Here is a 19,443-nt window from a genome sequence, read left to right as displayed (position 1 = left end):
GACGAACGGGAGGCTCCGATAGTTTCTTGCCTAAAATTTTAAAAACCCGGCCAGGCGCTCATCGATACGCCTTGACCGGGTTTTTCGAATTTCTGCCGTTCGTTGTCACAGCGGGGAGACGACGGCTTCCGCATGCAGGTTGACGGTATAAACGCTCTCCTGTTCGTCCATCTTCGGCAAAACGGCCGCCGCATGTTCCGGCTTGGACGAATACGTCTGCATGCCTCGCCGGATCTCGCGGTCAGGGCCGGGCTGCGCGGCATGGTCGGATGAACACGATTCGCAGCAGCCGAGCGGATGAACGATACGGAAAAATCCGGTGCGAAACAACCATTTCGCCTCTTCTATCTGTACCAGCTTATTACAGCCTACGCAATAAAAATATTCTGTCATCTGCGAAAATACCCCTTTCATTTCAATTTTTCAATATACTATATGTATCAAATCTCCAAAATATATGTTACATTATGTATCTTCACGCTTATAATTTATGCTATCGATTCATCGTTGTCAAGTATCGATATATCGAGAGACCTATATTTTTGTCGGCATGCCGTTCATAGCGCCCGAAAAACCGATAGGCATAATGGCCCAAAACAACTGCGGATGGCTCCTATCCTTTTCTTGACTTGTTACATTTTGTATCTTACAGTGGAGATAACAAGCGCAAGGAGGAGAAAGGATGAAGGTTTTCCATAAAAAGGAATTTTAATCCGGGGGCTCTCTCACCAAAAGCGGCTTACGTATTGGACGGCGACAATATCCGGCATGGTTTAAACCGCGATCTCGGATTTTCCGATGAGGACCGGGCAGAAAATATACGGCGAGTCGGCGAAGTATCCAAACTGTTCGTCGACGCGGGGTTGATCGTGCTTGCGGCTTTCATCTCTCCGAGCGAGGAGGATCGGAAGGCGGTGAGGCGCTTGTTCGCTTCAGGCGATTTCATTGAAATCTATGTCAAGTGTTCGCTTTCGGCATGCGAGCGAAGAGATCCGAAGGGGCTTTACCGGAAGGCAAGAGAAGGGGAAATCGGGAAATTTACGGGCATATCCGCCGCCTGCGATATTCCGAAAGAACCGGATCTTATCGTCGATACGGAACGTTTGACGGTCGAAGAATCGATTGCGCTCGTCATTCGGTATTTAACGGACAAGCACTATCTTGCTATATGAGAAAATGAATTATGATGAGGAAACAGTGTAAATGAGGAGACTTATTAGATGAAGAAACGGCGTTGAAAGGACGTTCTCTGCTTGCGGGGCAAGAAACCTTGCTTGTACGAGGCCAGTACGGCAAGCGGGTTGCGCACAAGCCAGATCCTCTTGGACCGGGGGAAAAGCAGATCGAGAAATTCCAAAATACAGTAGTACCGCGGCGACTTGTCGACGACAACGTCCGCCTCGCTTCCCCGCAGCAATCCGTTGTACATATCGAGCGCGAAATGCCGGCAAGCGTCCTCGAACGTGCGGTCCTGCACGATGCCGTTGTAAAATTGACGCAAGATGGATGCCCCTCCGTAAGGGCGCTTCGGGGCCGTGCGCAAATCGTACAAGCTAAGCAGAAACCACATTTCCTGGGTGGCGAAAATGCGGGAATGGTTCTGCAGGATGGCGGTTGCAAGCGAACTCCCGCTCCGGGGCAGGCTGAGTAAAAATACGAGATTTTGCCCATTCGGACCGACCATGACCAGCCTCCATAAGTCCCAGGATATAGTTACATTTTGTATCAATTATACCATAGAGGATTCATTTTGTATCAATCAAAATAAAAATATTTTTGCTTTTAAAATGGCTGGTAGGCCCAAAGTATCGTCCATTGTTCGGCTTCTTTCGCCACATAACATACCTGTCTGATCTCGAATTGTCCGAAGTAGCTGTTGTCGTAACGAAGCGTTACCGGGATCCGGTACACATTTTCCAGTTGGGGCTGTTCTTCGCTCATTCGCCACGTCGGCAGAAGCTCTTCCTGGCCGATCTCGTATTCGAACGTATTTGCGCCGAAATCCTGCATGAATACATGAGCCCGCCGCTGAATATAGCTGTCCTTGGAAAACCGCTCCTTCATCTGCGAATGAAAAAGCTCCCAGGAGCTGCCGAAATCGCCCAAACTTTCATGTGCCCAAAAGTTCCGCACCGCCTCGTACGGTTCCGAATGTTCCGCACCGCCGGAACGCGAGGACCATACGTTCCATATCCAGAACGCCCCGATCGCCAAGAGGACCCAGACAAGCATTCGGTATGAAGATCTTCTGCGACGCCGATACATACTTCGCCCTCCTATAGTGAAACAAGCTTGTTCACTATTATGTAAGGGCGCCGGCGTTTATGCTCGCCGAACGACCGGCCATCCGTCTAGCCGTCGCCGCCTGTCTGATGCTCGGCCAGAAGCTTGTGAATCCGGTCCCGCTCCGCGCCGTCGACCTGGTAGTAATAAATCCCGCCGATTCGGGTCCCGCTTCCCTTGATCTCGGTCGAGCTTATCGTTTTGATGCGGGGACGGTAGTGAAACAAAAAGGTTTTCATCTCGTCGAACGTCATGTTCGTCTTGACGTAGCCGGCCACCTGATCGAGCACCTTGTTCACTTGCGTCACATTCGAGAAGGTGAGCGTCTTGTCCATAATCGCCCGGATTACGGCCCGCTGCCTCTCGTTGCGCCCGAGATCGCCGCGCGGGTCTTCATACCGCATCCGCGAGAAGGAGAGCGCTTCTTCTCCCTGCAGCTGAATGACCCCTTTATCGAAATGATAACCGGAGTTGTCGAAAGCGAACGTATTGTTCACTTCCACTCCGCCGAGCAAATCGATAAGCGCGACGAACCCTTCCATATTGACTTTCATATAGTAGTCGATCGGATAGTCCAGGAATCGTTCCACCGTTTCCACGGTCATCTTCACACCGCCAAAGGCGTGAGCATGATTGATTTTGTCCGCCACGCCCCTCCCGACGATTTCGGTTCTCGTATCGCGCGGAATGTTGAATAGAAGCGCCTCTTCCTTGTCCGGATTGACGCTGATCACGATTAACGTATCGGAGCGCCCGGGGTCGCCCGGACGCTCATCTATCCCCATTATCAATACCGTAAAAGGCTGCTGCTCCTTATCCCGCTGCGCAAGGGGAAGACGCTCCGGACGCTTCCGGCCTTCCGGATTGCCGATCCCTGCATCGGGTTCGTCCGATTCGATCGGTTCGTACATCCGCACGACCGTCTGCTCGACGGAACGATACAGATACCAGCCGTATCCGGCCGCCGCCGTTAGGATGAGCAGCAGCGCGATACCCGAAATAAGCATGATGCGCTTGGCAAGCGGACGCCTCATGATCGTCACGGCTCCTTATCAACAGATTGGGCCGGGGCATCCGCGAGCGCCGGCGATTGCTCGCGGATGCCCCGGTTCAGACGCGGACGGCCTACGGCGTAATAAACCAGACCCGTCTTCGCGATCTCGCTTTCGTCGAACGCGTTTCGCCCGTCAATAAGCAAAGGTTGTCTCAACAGCGCCTGCAGCTTGTCGAGCGGAAAATCGGCGAATTCACGCCACTCCGTCAGCAGGCACAAGGCGTCGGCCCCGGCCGCCGCTTCCGCCGCGCTGCTGCAATAGACGGCATTCGGATGCTCCAGCCCTTTGCGGAAATTATCGGCCGCAACCGGATCGTACGCCCGGACGACGGCTCCCGCTTCCAGAAGACGCCCGATAATTTCGAATGCCGGCGACTCCCGGACATCGTCGGTTTCCGGCTTGAACGCCAGCCCCCACACGGCAATTGTGGCGCCGCGCAATTCGCCCAAATATTCGGTCAGCTTGCGCAGCACATTGTACCGCTGGTCGCGGTTCACCTCCACGACCGATTTCAGCAGCTTGAACTCGTAATCGACGTGTCCGGCGATTTGGATCAGCGCTTGCGTATCCTTCGGAAAGCATGACCCGCCGTAGCCGATTCCCGGCCGCAAAAACGAGGAGCCGATGCGCTTGTCGTAGCCCATCCCTTCGGCCACCCTCATCACATCGGCTCCTACCTTCTCGCAAATGTTGGCGATCTCGTTAATAAAGGAAATTTTGGTCGCCAGAAAGGCGTTGGAAGCGTACTTGATCATTTCCGCGCTGCGAATATCGGTCACGACAATATGCTCGGTAAGCGGACGATGCAGCTCGGCAAGCCGCTGCGCCACCGCCTCCTCCGACGTTCCGATGACGATCCGGTCGGGATTCAGCGTGTCCTTAACCGCCGTCCCTTCCCGGAGAAATTCCGGCACGGATGCGACCGCGAACGGATGACCGGAATGTGCGGCCACAATGGCCGCTACTTTCTCGTTCGTACCGACCGGCACCGTACTTTTCGTCACGATAATTTTATACCCGTTCATCGCCTGCCCGATTTCCCTCGCAGCCGCCTCGATGAACGACAAGTCGGCTTCGCCGGACGGCAGCGAAGGGGTGCCGACCGCCAATATGACGATGTCCGCATGATGCACAGCTTCTTGCAGACCGGTCGTAAATCGAAGCCGGCCTGCGGCGGCGGAGGCATCCATCATCTCTTTGAGACCCGGTTCATAGATCGGGACCTCCCCGCTGTTCAGACGGGCAATCCGCTCCTCCTGCTTGTCGACGCAAACGACATGATGGCCCAAATGAGCAAAGCATACTCCGGATACAAGACCGACATACCCCGTACCGACAACCGCCAATTTCATCGCCGCATTCCCCCGTCCTTGCCAAGCGTTATATTTTCAAGCAATGCTTTTCGACATCCGCCCACGTATCGTACAGCTCGACCGCATGGTCCGGCTCGGCCGCGATGCCGCTCTGCACGACGATGATTTCCAGATCGGACAACGCCTTGACCGAATGCAGCGTCTTGGTCGGAATATGAAGGACGTTGCCCGCCTTGACCCGCATATAGTTGCCGTTCTGGACAAATTCGCCCTCACCCCTGACGATCGTCCATACTTCCTCGCGGTTCGGATACATCCGGTACCCCAGATTCTTCCCTTCCTGCAGGCCGATCCGTTTCGTCAAGACGATCCTCCCGTCATCGTACCGTTGATGATCCAACACTCTGACCCAGCCCCATTCGCGCTCCTCAAACATCGGCGTCTGATTGTCGTCGATGAAATCCTTGATGCGGGGGCTTGCGCTCTTGTCGGTCACGAGTATGCCGTCCGGACTTGCGGCGACGACGACGTTCGATAAGCCGAGGATGGCGACCGGTATATCGGTCTCGTTGATGAGATGCGTATTGTGGCAGTCGTCCGCAATCCGGCCTTTGCCGATGAGCCGGTTCGGCATCTCTTCGGTCAGCGTGTTCCACGTTCCGAGGTCTTTCCAATATCCGTCGTAGGGAACGACGACGATATTCCTCATTTTTTCAACCACTTCATAATCAAAGCTGATTTTAGGAAGTATTCTGTACTGTGTCAGCATCTGTTCGTATTGAATAGGATAGCCTTTTTTCAATAAAAGGTTGATCAAATAATCTAACTTAAATGCAAATACACCGCAATTCCAAAGCGCTTGCTTTTCAATAAAATGAGCGGCCAGTTCTTCCGATGGCTTCTCTTGAAATCGGATAACTCTGCGATAATATAATGGTTTATCATCTTGTTCCGCCAAAATATAACCATACTTTGCTGATGGATATGTTGGTTGTACGCCCAACAAAGCCAGATCAGCCTCTGAATGATGCAATGACTGATTCAAATAATCTAGAAAATAAAAAAAACGATCCTCTACATAAGGATCGACAGGTAGAACAATTATCGTTTCATCTAAGTTGACACCCTTCATGGAATATAAATAAGTGGCTGCTAATGCAATAGCTGGGAAGGTATCTCGCCGTTCCGGTTCCACAATCAGCGACACATCGCTTCCAAGTTGATTTTTTAAAATTTCCACTTGAGCTTTACATGTTGCAATAATCGTCGATGTCTGCAATCCAACAGACTGAATTTGTCTCCATACACGTTGCACCATAGATTCCGAAACATTGGTCTCTTCGTCTCTCAAAACTTTCAGAAATTGTTTAGATCGGGAATCGTTAGACAATGGCCACAAACGTTTACCCGATCCACCGGAAAGCAGGATGAGTTTCATACCACCAATCACCTGTCCTATTATCTTTCTCAAGCTTTTCTTGTAAAAAGCTGCAATGTCTTATTACGATCATTCCTATAGCTTTTAATATACATGTAAATATAGAGCGGATTGTTATATACATACCTTTTCCAAAGTTTACGAGGATTAAACATTAAACGATACAACCACTCAAGTCCTAAATTCTGCATCCTTTTGGGAGCTCTTTTTATATTCCCCGAGATGAAATCAAATGCTGCGCCTACGCCAATCATTATCCCATTGATTCTATCTTTATTCTGCAGCATCCATACTTCTTGTTTTGGACAACCTAACCCCACAAACACAATATCGGGTTCAGACGAATTAATTAATTTCACCACTGCTTCCTCTTCGCTAGCATTAAGTTTTCTAAAAGGCGGAGAGTGCTTGCCGACAATATTCACACCGGGGTATAAATCCAATAGTTTTTTTTCCAATTTATCTAGTGTTTCGTTGGTACTCCCGTATAGGTAAATTTTATACCCTTTAACTTTTGACAACTTACATAATTCCAACATTAAGTTCGGCCCGTCTACCCGATCCTGGTCTTTATATCCTAGTTTTCTTAAAGCCCAGACGAGCGGCATGCCATCGGGAGTACAAATATCAGATCGATCAAGAGCTTCCCTAAATTCTTTATCTTTTTTTGCGGTTACTAACGAATGAGTGTTACAAATACACACATACTTTGATTTTTTCTGTTGTATCCATTCCTGGATCGTATCAATAGTCCGTGTAAATCCAATCGCCGAAATTTTTGACCCGAGTATAAATCCGGAATGTTGAACGTCGTCATGCACGGTTCCTCACCCTAATTGAATTTTGATAAATTCTTATTAATATGTCGTAATTTAATTGTTTAGAATATTTCGATTTAAATAAGTCATGTGAATTAACACAAAGGCTTCGGTGCTGCTTGTAACTTAATGCTTTTTCTAACACGTGTCTTAAACTTTCTACATCAGATGATTGAAAATGAAATCCTGTATAACTGTCTCTGACAACTTCTTGTAAAGAGCCGATTTTGCTGCATATGACAGGTGTTCCTACTGAATAGGCCTCAATAATCGTCATAGGAAACCCCTCATACCAAATAGAAGGAACTATTAAATATTTTGCTTTTTGCATATATTTAATTACATTAGTAGATGATTGCTTTCCCAAAAACACAGCATTCCCGTTTTCTCGCCTTAGTTTATCAAATTGGGGCCCATCTCCTATAATTAAGAGCTGCGTATTTTGATCGTTCTTGATTTGTTGCCAAGCGTTTAATAATATCTCTATGCCTTTTTCATAAGAGAGCCTGCCAACATACAAAATATAGTTTTCTTTTTCACAAATTTCTTCTTCTTGGTTATTTAAAAAATTGGGCTTAACCGTTATTTTTTCTGGCGGAATAGATGAAGCGGCAATTTTTTTCTTAGAAAATTCAGTGAGAGCAATGTAATGGGACACTTTATCCGTCCATGTCGAAAATAACTTATGTACCGTGATCATAGTGGCTATAGGAAGTGTCTGAAGTCTAGAGCCTCTATAGCATCCGTATTTGACGGAATTTAAAATTGAACCATGCAAGCATTTTTCGCAAACCTTTCCTTCTCGAAGGAAAGTTGCTGCCGGACAAATTAATCTATAATTATGAATAGTTTGTACTACTGGTATATTTCGTTTTTTACAAGCATAGTAAGCGGATGGAGAGATAATCGGAAAAAAATTGTGAAAATGTACGATATCCGGATTATGTTCCTTTAAAAAACGATGAAATTCTATATAGCTTGAAATAGACCATACGGTATTTACGAAAAGTGATAATTTGTTGATTAAGGTTTTACTTTTAATTTGATGATTACTTTTTTTGTATAAAATTACTTCGTGACCCTGTTCTTTAAGCAACTGAATTTCTTGTTCTACAACACGGTCCTCCCCGCCCGGTTGTTGATAATAATTGTGGACGAAAACGATTTTTATTTTCTTTCCCTCCTTCTCAATGAAACCCGGTGCTAAATTGGAATAATCAGATTGACTGTCCGATCTACAACTATGGTATTATTGTTTGTCACATTACTAGTGATCACTACGTTCGCTCCTATCTTCACATTGTCTCCGATAGAGATTGGTCCTAGCACTTTACATCCTGCATACAGCGTCACATTATTCCCTAAATTAGGCATCTCTTCTTTTCCATCGAAAGGGGATTTAGCGCCTATAGTAACATTTTGGAATATCGTTAGGTTTTGGCCGCATTTTACGTTTTGTCCTATAACAATGCCTTGGGAATGAGCCACGAAAAACCCTGGTCCAATATCCGCATATGCAGATATATCTGCGCCATTTAAGATTAAGTTTAACCTGCAAAAGATAAAGTGAACAAAAGGAACTCGACTAAGTAAAAACCATCTGGATAGCCGGTAAAATAAAACTGTTTGCGATGGTCCGATTCCAAGAATTGAAGAAACTGCTATTTTAAATACCGAAGTTTTTTTCTTTCCTCTGTTGATATATTCTGCATACCTCTTGAAGTCATCATTAATAAGATGTATGCACTCTGATATTTTCATGAGAGCCCCTCCGCTGTTCGCGTAAAATTAAATCCAGTTTAACAGCGATATTCTCCCAATCGTAATGATGCCTGTTTAATCTGCAATTTTTCACTTTTTCTTCATAGCCCGCATTATCAGTTAATAAAGTGACAATCGCGTCAGCAAGTTCTCTTGCATCTTCATTTACAACTATTCCAGATTGCGTAATCTGATTGAACTCATGCACCCCTTTAGTATTTACGCTAATCCATGGTATCCCCAAATGAATAGATTCAATTAATTTAATTAAAAGTTGATACTCATTGTTATAACTTCTCCCCAACAAGCCCAAACATAGGTCCATGTCTGCAACTATGCTTAGAGCTTTTTCTCTTGCAAGAGCTCCGTGAATATATAAATTCCCCTTAAGCTCTTCATGCTTTTGTAGTTCCATGCATATGTCTTTTAACTTAGGACCGTCACCAACTAGATGAAATTCTATGTCACTAATTGTTTTTTTCACTTCTTGCAAAACTGGAATTAAAAGTTCAAATCCTCTATTACCACTAATCGCACCTATAAATCCAACTTTTCTCTTTTGTCTTTTTATCGTGTTTCTAGGTTCAATATCACTAACTCCATTCGGAACAACTTCTATTTTATGAGCAGGAGCTAAGTGACTGGAAACCAGTAACTGCTTTGAAACTTCATTAATTACTAGTATTTTCTCGCATTTTTTTAAAGGGGTTTTATTTACAAAAAATAACACTTTATGTTTGAAGGTTATTGGTTTATATATATCATGAATTCTTATATAATATGGACATTTAATTAATTTCGATAACAAGAAAGCGGTCCATCCCATTCCAGTATTAAAATGAAAATGGGCCAGGATCAAGTCAAACTTTTTTGTTCTCAGTTTTTTTAATGCATATAACCAATAGCTATAACACACTGTCCACTTTTTGAATTTACGAGGTAACCGGATTCGATGGACGATTCTATCATCATTCAATTCGTTTATTTCGTCATTACACAATTTGAGACTATCAATATATTCATCTTTTGAAGGGGCCAGGACTTCAACTTCATATCCCTTTTTGAGAAGCGCCCTTATAAACTCAAGTGTTGTTGTGACAGCTCCCCCTGCTTGAGGAGGATAAAACAATGTCAGGTCAAGCACTCTCATTTGCGAATCACCCCAATTTCCATTTCCAGCTAAGTTTTATAGAACACAAATATTGCCTAATCTCAGTCAGGTTATAACAATAATCCCAACTACATTCTTACAAAATTATCTAAACGCTTATATTCCCTTCGATTTATTTTCCCAAGTGATATGCCTAAAAGAATCCCCAGCGGAACCATGACAAACATATACACAAACGGGTTATCCGTAACCATCAAACTTAAAACAGAAACCAGGGATAGTAAAGCGGATAAATGATAGTTTGCATCATCTTGATTGTTCTTTTCAGCCTTTAACCATGCATTTGAAATTACGATTATTAATCCTAAAACTCCTATAGAAAACATGAATATACCAATAATTCCGTAATCATGAATAATTCTCAAATAGTCGTTATGTGGTTGATTGATGTTTTCAAAATATGCATCTAACACCGATTCAATTGACCCGACTCCCGAACCTAAAATGGGGGATTTTTCAAATGATTCAAGTGTATATTCCCAAATGATCATTCTCCCCATTGCGTTTATGGATATTCCGCCAACATTTAGCGACATATCACCTATAAAGAAACGATTTTTAATAACGCCGATGTGGTTTACTGCATAATAAAAAACACTCGAAGTTATTAACAACCATAAAAAAATGCGAACAATCCCCCTAACATTAAATTTAATTTGGGATAACGGAATGAGGAGAAGACTGATGAGTATGGCCGTTCTGGATAAACTGAGAGCAATTATGACTATGGTTAAAATGGCGAGAAGAAAATACCTTTTTCTATGTTTGTAGCGGTTATTCCCGAGGGCAACGGATACAATGAGCAGTGCAAATATTGCAAATCCCCTAGGGAAAATAATATCCCTACTTGCGTCATCAAAAACTACTGTGACCCCTGTATATAATGTCAACGTAAAAACCGAACATTTAAGGAACGTATCCATTAGTTTTTGAGCAGTTTCTTCATTTTCCGTCGTCTCTCTCGCTGTGATTAACGTTACCCCAATAAAAGCAATTAAAACACTGATATTCTGTATGCTTTGTTTATCAGGAGGATACCAAAGAAATGTTATCCAACCCCAAATTAACATGAACCCAAACCACCACATTACATTTGTGCCATGTGGAAACTTTGGCTTTTTTGTGATTAGCAACCAGACTGCTCCTACAATTGCAATGGAAAGTAGTGAAGATAGTGACGCACCTGCAATATAAAAATTTCTTGGAAAATCCAATAGACTACTGATCCATAGAAATAAAACTAAAAACATAAATGTGAGGCTCACATTTTTCCTTTCTATCCTCATCTCTGTAATCATTACGAATCCATCCTTTTACTTCTTTTGCCATTCACCAAGTATTTAACTCGCTTGAGTATGTGTAGAACTTTTCATTTGATTTATATAACCACCTATTTCCTTCCACGTTTGTTTCCATAGCAGCATAGCTACTACCCCTACCGTAGCTATCCATCCAATGTAAAAGACAAACAATACTAATGAAAAGGATACCCACCATATGATGGCTACCCGATAATCCAGCTTTCCAATTTCTCGCTTTACCATATAATGAGTGATAAAATAGCTTGCCATTGCCGCAATTTCCGCCCATCCATATCCTTTTATACCCATTACTGGTACGAGGAAATAGGCTGTTAGTATGAAAATAGCAACATGAACCGAATTGTAGAATAAAATACTAAGATTTTTACGCAATACATAAAAAGCTGAGGAATGAAGATTAAAAAGTGCATTTGTTAAGAAACTGAAAGCTACAAAGGGGTAAATATCGATTACCGCTGACCATTCGTTCCCGAAGAAGTACGGAATTATCCATGTTGATAATAAACAAAAAATAGCAAGCAAGGGGCCTTGACCGAGAATTTGAAGCTTCATTCCCATCGAGATTGCCTCGATCAGTCTCCTACTATCATTTTGTATTTTTGCTAATCCAGCTATCGATATTCTCCACATAGCTTCCTTTATGAAGGATAAACCTCTTACTATCCGAACGCTCAGAGATATTATTGCCACAGCTTCGGCTCCAAGAAAACGTCCGATAATTAAAGGAGATACCAATTCTCTCAAATTCCAAACCCAGGTTGAGCAAGAAAAACTAAAGCCATATTTAATTACTTCCTTAATTATTGTTTTTCTCCATACGAATTTGGGAAAATAACTTGATGACAAATAATAAACCAATAACAAAATAATTTGTTGGCTCCACCATCCAAAAACAGGAGCAAACATCCCCATATTTAAGGCAGCCAATGATAAACTGACTAGATAGAATGTACATATTCCTGTAATCTCTGCAGCAGCAAGTTTTTTAAAATTTAAGCTGCGTTCAAGCTTTGCTTGAGGAACTAGATAGACCAATGAGATAGGCAAACTTAACATCATCCAGAATGCTATCTCGGAAAAACCTATCATATTCATCCATTTCTGCAACAAAGGCATTAACAGAACAGAACAAAAAAACAAAAATAATCCATTCATTAATAATAATGTGAAAGCTTGATGATAATAATTGATCTGGACATCTCCAACTTTTCTAATTATAAAAGTGTTTATTCCCCACTGGGCAACTAATTGTGTGTATGTAAGAAGACCAGTGACTGAAACATAAGTCCCGTAATTGGTTGGACCGATTAATTTTGCAAGAAGTAAGAGTCCAAAAAAATTAGCGACTACACCAAATAATTGGCGTGCCGCGAGAAATGCTCCTCCTCGCATGATCTGATTTCTTAAACTCATTATTTCATGTCCCTTTTTAGACACGTGAAGATATTGTCATATAAGTTCTATATTCACGTTGTTCCGCCTTTACCCGCTTCAAATCCGCATCCACCATCATATGCACCAGCTCCCTGAATCCGACATCCAGCGACCAGCCCAGCTTCTCTTTCGCCTTCGAGCAGTCGCCGAGCAGCAGGTCGACCTCTGCCGGACGGACGAACTCCGGATCGATCACGACATAATCCCGATAGTCCAGCCCGACATAGGAAAAGGCGATCTCCAGCAACTCGCGTACCGAATGCATCTCGCCGGTCGCGATAACGTAGTCGTCCGGCTCGTCCTGCTGCAACATCAGCCACATCGCCTTGACGTAGTCGCCGGCGAAGCCCCAGTCGCGCAGCGCATCCAGGTTGCCCATCCGCAGCTCGTTCGCAAGCCCCAGCTTGATGCGGGCAACGCCGTCCGATACTTTGCGCGTTACAAATTCGAGCCCCCGCCTGGGCGATTCGTGGTTGAACAGAATGCCGGAGCAGGCGAACATGCCGAAGCTTTCCCGGTAGTTGACCGTAATCCAGTGGCCGTACACTTTGGCTACGCCGTACGGACTGCGCGGGTAGAAAGGGGTCGTCTCCTTCTGCGGCGTCTCGACGACTTTGCCGAACATTTCGCTGCTGGAAGCCTGGTAGAATCGGGCGCCCGGCTTTGCGATCCGGACCGCCTCGAGCATGTTCGTGACCGACAGCGCCGTCATCTGTCCGGTCGCCAGCGGCTGCGGCCACGAAGAGGCGACGAACGATTGCGCCGCCAAATTGTATACTTCATCCGGATCGGCGAATCGCACCGCTTCGATCAGCGATGCCAGATCCGTCAGATCGCCGGATATCCAGCGAATCCGGTCTTTAATATGCTGCACATTTTCATAATTCGGCGTACTCGTACGGCGCCTCAATCCGTATACCGTATAGCCTTTCTCCAGCAAAAATTCGGCCAGATACGATCCGTCCTGGCCGGTCACGCCTGTAATCAATGCGTTTTTCATCCGATTTCCTCCACTCGATCCGTTTATTCAAGCTCGAATCGTATAATTTTCCCGAAACGCCTCGTACACCGACCGAATGCCGTCCTGCAGCGAAATGCGGGCCGACCATCCCATCGACCGGATTTTCGTCACGTCGACGAGCTTGCGCGGCGTGCCGTCCGGCGCTGACGGGTTATAAACAATACGACCGTCATAACCGACAATGCTTCTGATCAATTCCGCCAGCTCCCGAATCGAGATGTCCTGGCCGACGCCGATATTGACGATCTCGTTCTCTTCATAATGCTTCATCAGAAACAGGCAGGCGTCAGCCAGATCGTCCGCATGGAGAAACTCGCGGCGCGGCAAGCCTGTTCCCCATACCTCTACATAGGGATGCCCGTTTGTCTTGGCCTCGTGAAATTTGCGGATCAGTGCGGGCAGCACATGCGACGTCTTCAGATCGAAGTTGTCGTTCGGCCCGTACATATTGGTCGGCATCGCCGCTATAAACCGGGTTCCGTACTGCCGGTTGTACGACTGGCACATGACGATGCCGGCGATTTTGGCGACTGCGTAAGGCTCGTTCGTCGGCTCCAATTCGCCCGTAAGCAAATATTGCTCCTTAAGCGGCTGCGGCGCGTACTTCGGGTAGATGCAGGTCGAGCCGAGAAAAAGCAGCTTCTTTACGCCCGCCCGATACGCGGCGTCGATCACATTCGTCTGGATGAGCAAGTTGTCCCGAATGAAGTCGGCGGGGGATTCGTTGTTCGCCACAATGCCGCCGACTTTGGCCGCGGCGAGAAACACGTAGTCGATTTTCCGCTCCGCAAAAAATTGGTCGACCGCGGTTCTGTCCCGAAGGTCAAGCTCGGAACGGGTGCGGGTGACGATCTTTTCATAGCCGTTCCGCCGCAATGCCCGCGTAATGGCCGAACCGACCAGCCCGCGATGGCCGGCCACATATATGCACGAATGCTTTTCCATTTGAGCACCTCGATATACGGCTGATTTTTTTAAAATGCGTCATTGGAGCCGAACAGCACCTTGACCGTTTTCAGCAAAATTTTGAAATCGAGCCATAAGCTTCGCGATTCGATATATTTCAGATCGAGCTCCACCATTTCCGCGAAGCTGAGACGGTTTCTTCCCCCGACCTGCCAAAGTCCGGTACATCCGGGCGTAACGGCCAGACGCAGCCGGTCGCGGTAACTGTACTCAGCCACCTCGCGCGGCAGCGGCGGTCTCGGTCCGACAAGGCTCATGTCCCCTTTCAACACGTTCACCAGCTGGGGCAGCTCGTCGATGCTCGTTCGGCGAATGAAGCGGCCGACGCGCGTAATCCGGGGATCGTTCCTCATCTTGAACATCGCGCCGCTGATTTCATTCTGTTCCAGCAGCTGCTGGAGCTGTTCCTCCGCATCCGCGACCATGGAGCGGAATTTGTACATGCGGAAAGGTTTGCCGTTCTTGCCGACACGGACCTGACGGAACAGAATGCTGCCTTTCGGGTCCTCGAGCTTGATCCATAGCGCAATGGCAACAAATAAAGGAGACAGAAGGATGATGCCGCTACAAGCGCCGACGATATCGATCGATCTTTTGCAGAACCGGTATACGGTCAACCGGGCCGAAACAGATGCGCTTCCCGTATGTATTTCGCCTGCCGTCAAAACGGCTTCCCTGTCGTTGGGATGAGTCAGACTCATCGCAGCCCACCTCTTACGGAAATCGTGGATACGACTCTTTCCTTGTTCAACCGCTGATCAAGCGCCGACAGCAGCTGGTCGCGCAGCTCTTCGTTGCGCAGCGCAAAGTCAAGCGTCGTAAGGATAAATCCGAGCTTCTCGCCGACATCGTAGCGGGTGCCTTCAAATTCGTAAGCATAGACACCGCGGTCTTCATTCAATTGCTGGATGGCGTCGGTCAGCTGCACCTCATCGCCGGCTCCCGGCTTCAGCGCGCTCAAGTAATCGAAAATTTCGGGCTCCAGTACGTAGCGTCCCATAATGGCGAGATTGGAAGGAGCTTCGCCGACGGCCGGTTTTTCCACAAACCGATTCACTTCGACAAGACGGCCGTCGATCAGCAGCGGGTCGACAATGCCATAGCGATAGGTCTGCTCGGACGGCACCTGCTGCACGCCGATGACCGATCGCCCGACCTTCCCGAACTGCTCGATCAGTTGCCGGGTACAAGGAATTTCCGACTGCACAATGTCGTCTCCGAGAAGGACGGCGAACGGCTCCTGGCCGATAAAGTTGCGGGCGCACCATACGGCATGGCCAAGTCCTTTCGCTTCTTTCTGTCTGATATAGTGGATGTCTACATGCGAGGAGCGGCGGACCTCCCGGAGCAGCTCGTATTTCCCTTTCTCGTGAAGCGTATGCTCGAGCTCGAACGCCACGTCGAAGTGGTCCTCGATCGCCCGTTTTCCTTTGCCCGTTACGATAATGATGTCCTCGATGCCGGATTCGATCGCTTCCTCCACGATGTACTGAATGGTCGGCTTGTCGACGATCGGGAGCATTTCTTTGGGCATCGCCTTCGTGGCAGGCAAGAAACGGGTTCCCAATCCGGCTGCCGGGATGATCGCCTTACGGATTTTTTTCATTTCTCTCACCCTATTCTTTATACTTAAAAACGCCAGTTATGAAGTCTTCTGCGGAAGACGGCATAACTGGCGTTTTTATCGGGCATTCAACCCTCCCTCACGTCACACCCTCGACGATAAACGTCTAAGGTCGGCAAACCCACAGCGTGACCGAGTGCCTACAGTGATAAAGGTACAGTAGACTTTACCTGCGCGAAGCCGCTACTTCGAGCCGTAGTAACGGATGAATTGCGCGTTCTCTTTTCGTTTAATATTATTTAAGACGACACCGAGAATACGGGCCTTCGCATGCTCCAGGCCGGCTTTTACCTTCCGGACCATATCGCTTTTCACTTTGCCCGCCTGTACGACCATAATGACGCCGTCGCTTAATGAAGAAACGATCAAGCTGTCCGGCACGGCAAGTACAGGGGGGGTATCCACTAAAATGATGTCGTACCGGCTGCGGATGTCCTTCATGATCGCCCGCATCCGCTGCGAGCCGAGCAGTTCGGACGGATTCGGCGGCACCGGCCCCGAGGGAATGACCGATAAATGATCGATCTGGGTTTCGACCGTCACTTCCGGCAGCGCGCATTGTCCGGCGATCAGATTCGAGAGCCCGACCCGGTTGCTGGTGACGAATACGTTGTGCAGCGTCGGTTTTCGCAAATCCGCATCGATAAGCAGCACGTTCTTCCCTTCGTGCGCATACGTGACGGCCAGATTGGAAATCGTCGTCGTCTTGCCTTCTCCGCTCTCCGCCGAAGCGCACATGATGACCTGCACCGGATGATCGATGGAGGAGAATTGAATATTGGTCCGAAGCGTCCGGTAAGCTTCCGAAATCGGGGAGTTCGGGTTGACGAATGTCACCAGATTGGCTTCACTGTTTTGCCGGGACATAACCGGGATCACCTACTTGCTGATTAGTAGAAGAAGCTGTCGATTTTTTGGCCTTCAAGTCGCCCCTGTCAAATCGGGGAATGAACGCAATCGCGGGAAGCCCGAGCAATTGCTCGATATCGGCTTCGTTCTTGATCGTATCGTCCAAATAATCGATAAAGAGCGCGACGCCGATCGCGATGCCAAGCGAGACCAGGAAGCTGATCACGATGCTGAATATCGGACTGCTGTTTACGGGAACTGGGGTGACGCCGTCCACCTTCGCTTCATCGAGTACGGTGACATTATCGACATTCATAATTTTGGATATGTTTTCCTGGAAAACTTTGGCCACGGCATTCACCGCTTGGGCAGCCCGCTCATAGGAGACGCTCGTCATCGTCAAGTTCATCACTTGTGAATCATTCGCCGCACTGACCCGTATGGCCGAAGACAACTGCTCGGAGGTAAGCCCGAGTTCGGGATGAGAAGAGGCGACGATGTCCATAATGGCCGACGACTTGATGATTTCGATGTAGGTTTTAATCAGGGTAATGTTCGAGCGAATTTGAGTAAGATCCATATATCGAACACCGTTTGCCGCCTCGACAGACTGATTGACGATCAGCCTGGACGAAGCCTGATACACCGGTACGGTAAAAAAATAGCTTTTAACGCCGACGGCGATGCAGGTTAAGGTGACGATGACGGCAATCATCCACTTTCTGTTCCAGATCATTTTGAAATACGCTTTGAGTTCCACAAATCGATCCTCCCGTTACCGTTTCAATTTCGTCACCGGCTCATCCGGCGGTACATCTGGTGTATCCGGGCTTGGCGAGGCGACTGCCGAATCAGCGTCTCGTTCAGGAGTCTGACAAGAGCAAGCTTCGATGATGACAAGTCGACAAACAGCAAGTCGTACAGATACAGATTTTCTTGCTTTTTGCGTGATATGACCTGGCCGCCGGCCTGAATCGGCTGTCCGGAAAGCGAGAGACAGATTTGCAGCTTATAATCGCGGGACACGGGAAACCGCAAGTAAGTCAAAAAACTCAGGCCGTCGGGAGCAATCTTGTGAATTAACACTTTGCAGCATTTCGCCGTCACCGGTTGGCCTTTCACTTCCCGGATTGTCAGGTCGGCAAGCTTCGTATCGGTCAGCCTTAACCGAACATTCTCACGGCCGAAGTCCGTTTTTCGTTTATAAACGGTCATGTTTCACCTCCAGGCGGGGTTATCCGACAATATGTCTAAAAAACGAACGTTCGGGCATATAATAATAAAGACATCTTCCGATACAATTTGTATCTTTGGCACTTCCAACTTTACGATACAATACGTAACATGTCAAGAGATTTTCATACTCGTTTTCAAGAATTGCGACGTTTTGTTGCAAACAATGCATTAAAAGCGTTTCCGTATTAATATTGGATATATAGAAAGTTAGGAGGAGAAGGATGGACATCGGTACTCGTATCGCGAAGTTGAGGGAGCAGCGGAAATGGACCCAAGAGCAGACCGCAACACTGCTCGGAATATCCAGAGCCGCATTGTCCCACTACGAAAAAAACCGGAGAGAGCCGGATACGGAAACTTTGGCTAAGTTCGCGGATTTGTACGGTGTAACCATAGATTATTTGGTTGGTCGAACGAATAATCCAAACTCCGTCCTTCATGAAGATGTGAAAGAATTTGTCGATCAGCTCGAGCTGTCCGACGACGAATTGTTAAACAAATTCACACTCACTGTAGACGGAAGGCAATTGACGCGCGATGAAGCCCGGCGTTTCATCGCATTCATACGCGCCGAACGGATGATGAATTAGTCAAGTTTCTACTCTCCGTTGGACGAGGCAACCACAAGCCATTATTCATAATAGCAGCCCGCCTGTTTGGCGGGCTTTATTTTTCGCAACTCGGAATTAACATGCGACTTTAGTCGCAATTCGACAAAAACAGAACAATAAATTAAATATAGTCCCTCACAGTACGACAGAATTCTTAAAAATCGTCCGGTATAATGGGATTATTGTTTCCAAAGAATAACGGCCCATGGAAATAGCAAATGTAGGAGTGGGATCGAGCTTTGAAGAAAAATGCCGGAACGAAAAAAGACGAGAACAGAAAAGCCGAGCTTCGCCTGAGTCCGAAGTCGCGGAAACTTGATATCCGGGATGTGCTGATGCAAATCGGCATTCCGGAGGACAGATGGCCTGAAGAATGGTTTCCCCAGCCGAGCGACCGCGTGAAGCGGGAAGTTTGGTGACCGCCGGGAGCGTGCCGCGAGCACGACGCGGTCTTGTTGATTGTTCGACACCCCCTCTGATCTATCGCTATCATTATCACAAAAAGAGTATCACAAAAAGAGGTCTCCGCCACCATGCCCGG

General features: G+C 47.1%; 21 protein-coding genes and 1 pseudogene. 3 read left to right on the top strand and 19 right to left on the bottom strand.

Going from position 1 to position 19,443, the window contains the following annotated elements:
* Positions 1-105 precede the first annotated feature (105 nt).
* On the bottom strand, positions 106-393 hold the full coding sequence (locus tag ABEV74_RS10525; RefSeq protein WP_430145864.1) for a hypothetical protein: 288 nt from the start codon (positions 391-393) through the stop codon (positions 106-108).
* A 344-nt stretch (positions 394-737) separates the two neighbouring features.
* On the opposite strand from ABEV74_RS10525, the pseudogene cysC reads away from it, so the two are divergent.
* Positions 738-1,172, top strand: a pseudogene (gene cysC / locus ABEV74_RS10520) (adenylyl-sulfate kinase); the annotation flags it as partial.
* Positions 1,173-1,216: 44 nt separating this feature from the next.
* On the opposite strand, the gene ABEV74_RS10515 reads toward cysC, so the two are convergent.
* The 18 genes from ABEV74_RS10515 to ABEV74_RS10430 all read right to left on the bottom strand — a co-directional run bounded on the left by ABEV74_RS10515 (position 1,217) and on the right by ABEV74_RS10430 (position 18,270).
* Positions 1,217-1,684 carry a sulfotransferase family protein gene (locus tag ABEV74_RS10515; protein WP_430145862.1) on the bottom strand — a complete coding sequence of 156 codons (468 nt, stop codon included), beginning with the start codon at positions 1,682-1,684 and terminating at the stop codon, positions 1,217-1,219.
* Between the two features lie 98 nt (positions 1,685-1,782).
* A complete protein-coding gene (locus ABEV74_RS10510) occupies positions 1,783-2,232 on the bottom strand; it encodes a hypothetical protein (RefSeq protein WP_430145860.1) in 450 nt (149 codons plus the stop codon).
* Positions 2,233-2,351: 119 nt separating this feature from the next.
* Entirely contained in the window at positions 2,352-3,317 is a 966-nt protein-coding gene (locus ABEV74_RS10505; RefSeq protein ID WP_430145858.1) for an LCP family glycopolymer transferase, read from the bottom strand.
* A gap of 5 nt (positions 3,318-3,322) precedes the next feature.
* Positions 3,323-4,690: a UDP-glucose dehydrogenase family protein gene (locus ABEV74_RS10500; protein WP_430145856.1), complete on the bottom strand. Its 1,368-nt coding sequence runs from the start codon at positions 4,688-4,690 to the stop codon at positions 3,323-3,325.
* Positions 4,691-4,718: 28 nt separating this feature from the next.
* The gene (locus ABEV74_RS10495; protein ID WP_430145854.1) at positions 4,719-6,089 is read right to left on the bottom strand and encodes a sugar phosphate nucleotidyltransferase; all 1,371 of its coding nucleotides are present in this window, start codon (positions 6,087-6,089) and stop codon (positions 4,719-4,721) included.
* Positions 6,090-6,118: 29 nt separating this feature from the next.
* Positions 6,119-6,910: a WecB/TagA/CpsF family glycosyltransferase gene (locus ABEV74_RS10490; RefSeq protein WP_430145852.1), complete on the bottom strand. Its 792-nt coding sequence runs from the start codon at positions 6,908-6,910 to the stop codon at positions 6,119-6,121.
* On the bottom strand, positions 6,903-8,072 hold the full coding sequence (locus tag ABEV74_RS10485; RefSeq protein ID WP_430145880.1) for a glycosyltransferase family 4 protein: 1,170 nt from the start codon (positions 8,070-8,072) through the stop codon (positions 6,903-6,905). The genes ABEV74_RS10490 and ABEV74_RS10485 overlap by 8 nt, the downstream gene beginning before the upstream one ends.
* Positions 8,073-8,110: 38 nt before the next feature.
* Positions 8,111-8,668 carry a serine O-acetyltransferase gene (locus tag ABEV74_RS10480; RefSeq protein WP_430145850.1) on the bottom strand — a complete coding sequence of 186 codons (558 nt, stop codon included), beginning with the start codon at positions 8,666-8,668 and terminating at the stop codon, positions 8,111-8,113.
* Positions 8,637-9,818: a glycosyltransferase family 4 protein gene (locus ABEV74_RS10475; protein ID WP_430145848.1), complete on the bottom strand. Its 1,182-nt coding sequence runs from the start codon at positions 9,816-9,818 to the stop codon at positions 8,637-8,639. Before ABEV74_RS10475 ends, ABEV74_RS10480 begins: the two co-directional genes overlap by 32 nt.
* A gap of 89 nt (positions 9,819-9,907) precedes the next feature.
* Positions 9,908-11,137, bottom strand: coding sequence for an O-antigen ligase family protein (locus tag ABEV74_RS10470; RefSeq protein ID WP_430145846.1), 1,230 nt, complete (start codon positions 11,135-11,137; stop codon positions 9,908-9,910).
* Positions 11,138-11,179: 42 nt separating this feature from the next.
* Positions 11,180-12,574: an oligosaccharide flippase family protein gene (locus tag ABEV74_RS10465; protein WP_430145844.1), complete on the bottom strand. Its 1,395-nt coding sequence runs from the start codon at positions 12,572-12,574 to the stop codon at positions 11,180-11,182.
* Between the two features lie 16 nt (positions 12,575-12,590).
* The gene (gene gmd, locus ABEV74_RS10460) at positions 12,591-13,595 is read right to left on the bottom strand and encodes a GDP-mannose 4,6-dehydratase (protein ID WP_430145842.1); all 1,005 of its coding nucleotides are present in this window, start codon (positions 13,593-13,595) and stop codon (positions 12,591-12,593) included.
* 27 nt (positions 13,596-13,622) lie between these two features.
* Complete coding sequence (locus ABEV74_RS10455; RefSeq protein ID WP_430145840.1) at positions 13,623-14,561, bottom strand: GDP-L-fucose synthase family protein; 939 nt, start codon at positions 14,559-14,561, stop codon at positions 13,623-13,625.
* 29 nt (positions 14,562-14,590) lie between these two features.
* A complete protein-coding gene (locus ABEV74_RS10450; RefSeq protein WP_430145838.1) occupies positions 14,591-15,283 on the bottom strand; it encodes a sugar transferase in 693 nt (230 codons plus the stop codon).
* Positions 15,280-16,188: a UTP--glucose-1-phosphate uridylyltransferase GalU gene (galU, locus tag ABEV74_RS10445; RefSeq protein WP_430145836.1), complete on the bottom strand. Its 909-nt coding sequence runs from the start codon at positions 16,186-16,188 to the stop codon at positions 15,280-15,282. Before galU ends, ABEV74_RS10450 begins: the two co-directional genes overlap by 4 nt.
* 201 nt (positions 16,189-16,389) lie before the next feature.
* Complete coding sequence (locus ABEV74_RS10440; protein ID WP_430145834.1) at positions 16,390-17,073, bottom strand: CpsD/CapB family tyrosine-protein kinase; 684 nt, start codon at positions 17,071-17,073, stop codon at positions 16,390-16,392.
* Positions 17,054-17,815, bottom strand: coding sequence for a YveK family protein (locus ABEV74_RS10435; RefSeq protein ID WP_430145832.1), 762 nt, complete (start codon positions 17,813-17,815; stop codon positions 17,054-17,056). Before ABEV74_RS10435 ends, ABEV74_RS10440 begins: the two co-directional genes overlap by 20 nt.
* Positions 17,816-17,847: 32 nt before the next feature.
* Complete coding sequence (locus ABEV74_RS10430) at positions 17,848-18,270, bottom strand: hypothetical protein (protein ID WP_430145830.1); 423 nt, start codon at positions 18,268-18,270, stop codon at positions 17,848-17,850.
* Between the two features lie 242 nt (positions 18,271-18,512).
* Here ABEV74_RS10430 and ABEV74_RS10425 point away from each other — a divergent pair, with 242 nt between their 5' ends.
* Together ABEV74_RS10425 and ABEV74_RS10420 are read left to right on the top strand one after the other, a co-directional pair.
* A complete protein-coding gene (locus tag ABEV74_RS10425; RefSeq protein ID WP_062495511.1) occupies positions 18,513-18,881 on the top strand; it encodes a helix-turn-helix domain-containing protein in 369 nt (122 codons plus the stop codon).
* A gap of 260 nt (positions 18,882-19,141) precedes the next feature.
* Positions 19,142-19,321: a hypothetical protein gene (locus ABEV74_RS10420; RefSeq protein WP_430145828.1), complete on the top strand. Its 180-nt coding sequence runs from the start codon at positions 19,142-19,144 to the stop codon at positions 19,319-19,321.
* Positions 19,322-19,443: the final 122 nt, after the last annotated feature.

Origin of the sequence: Paenibacillus cisolokensis (assembly GCF_050481165.1) — a bacterium.
In the GTDB taxonomy this organism is placed as follows: Bacteria; Bacillota; Bacilli; order Paenibacillales; family Paenibacillaceae; genus Paenibacillus_AH; species Paenibacillus_AH cisolokensis.
Note: the sequence above shows the minus strand (reverse complement) of the source record. Positions and strands in the feature narration are given on the sequence as shown.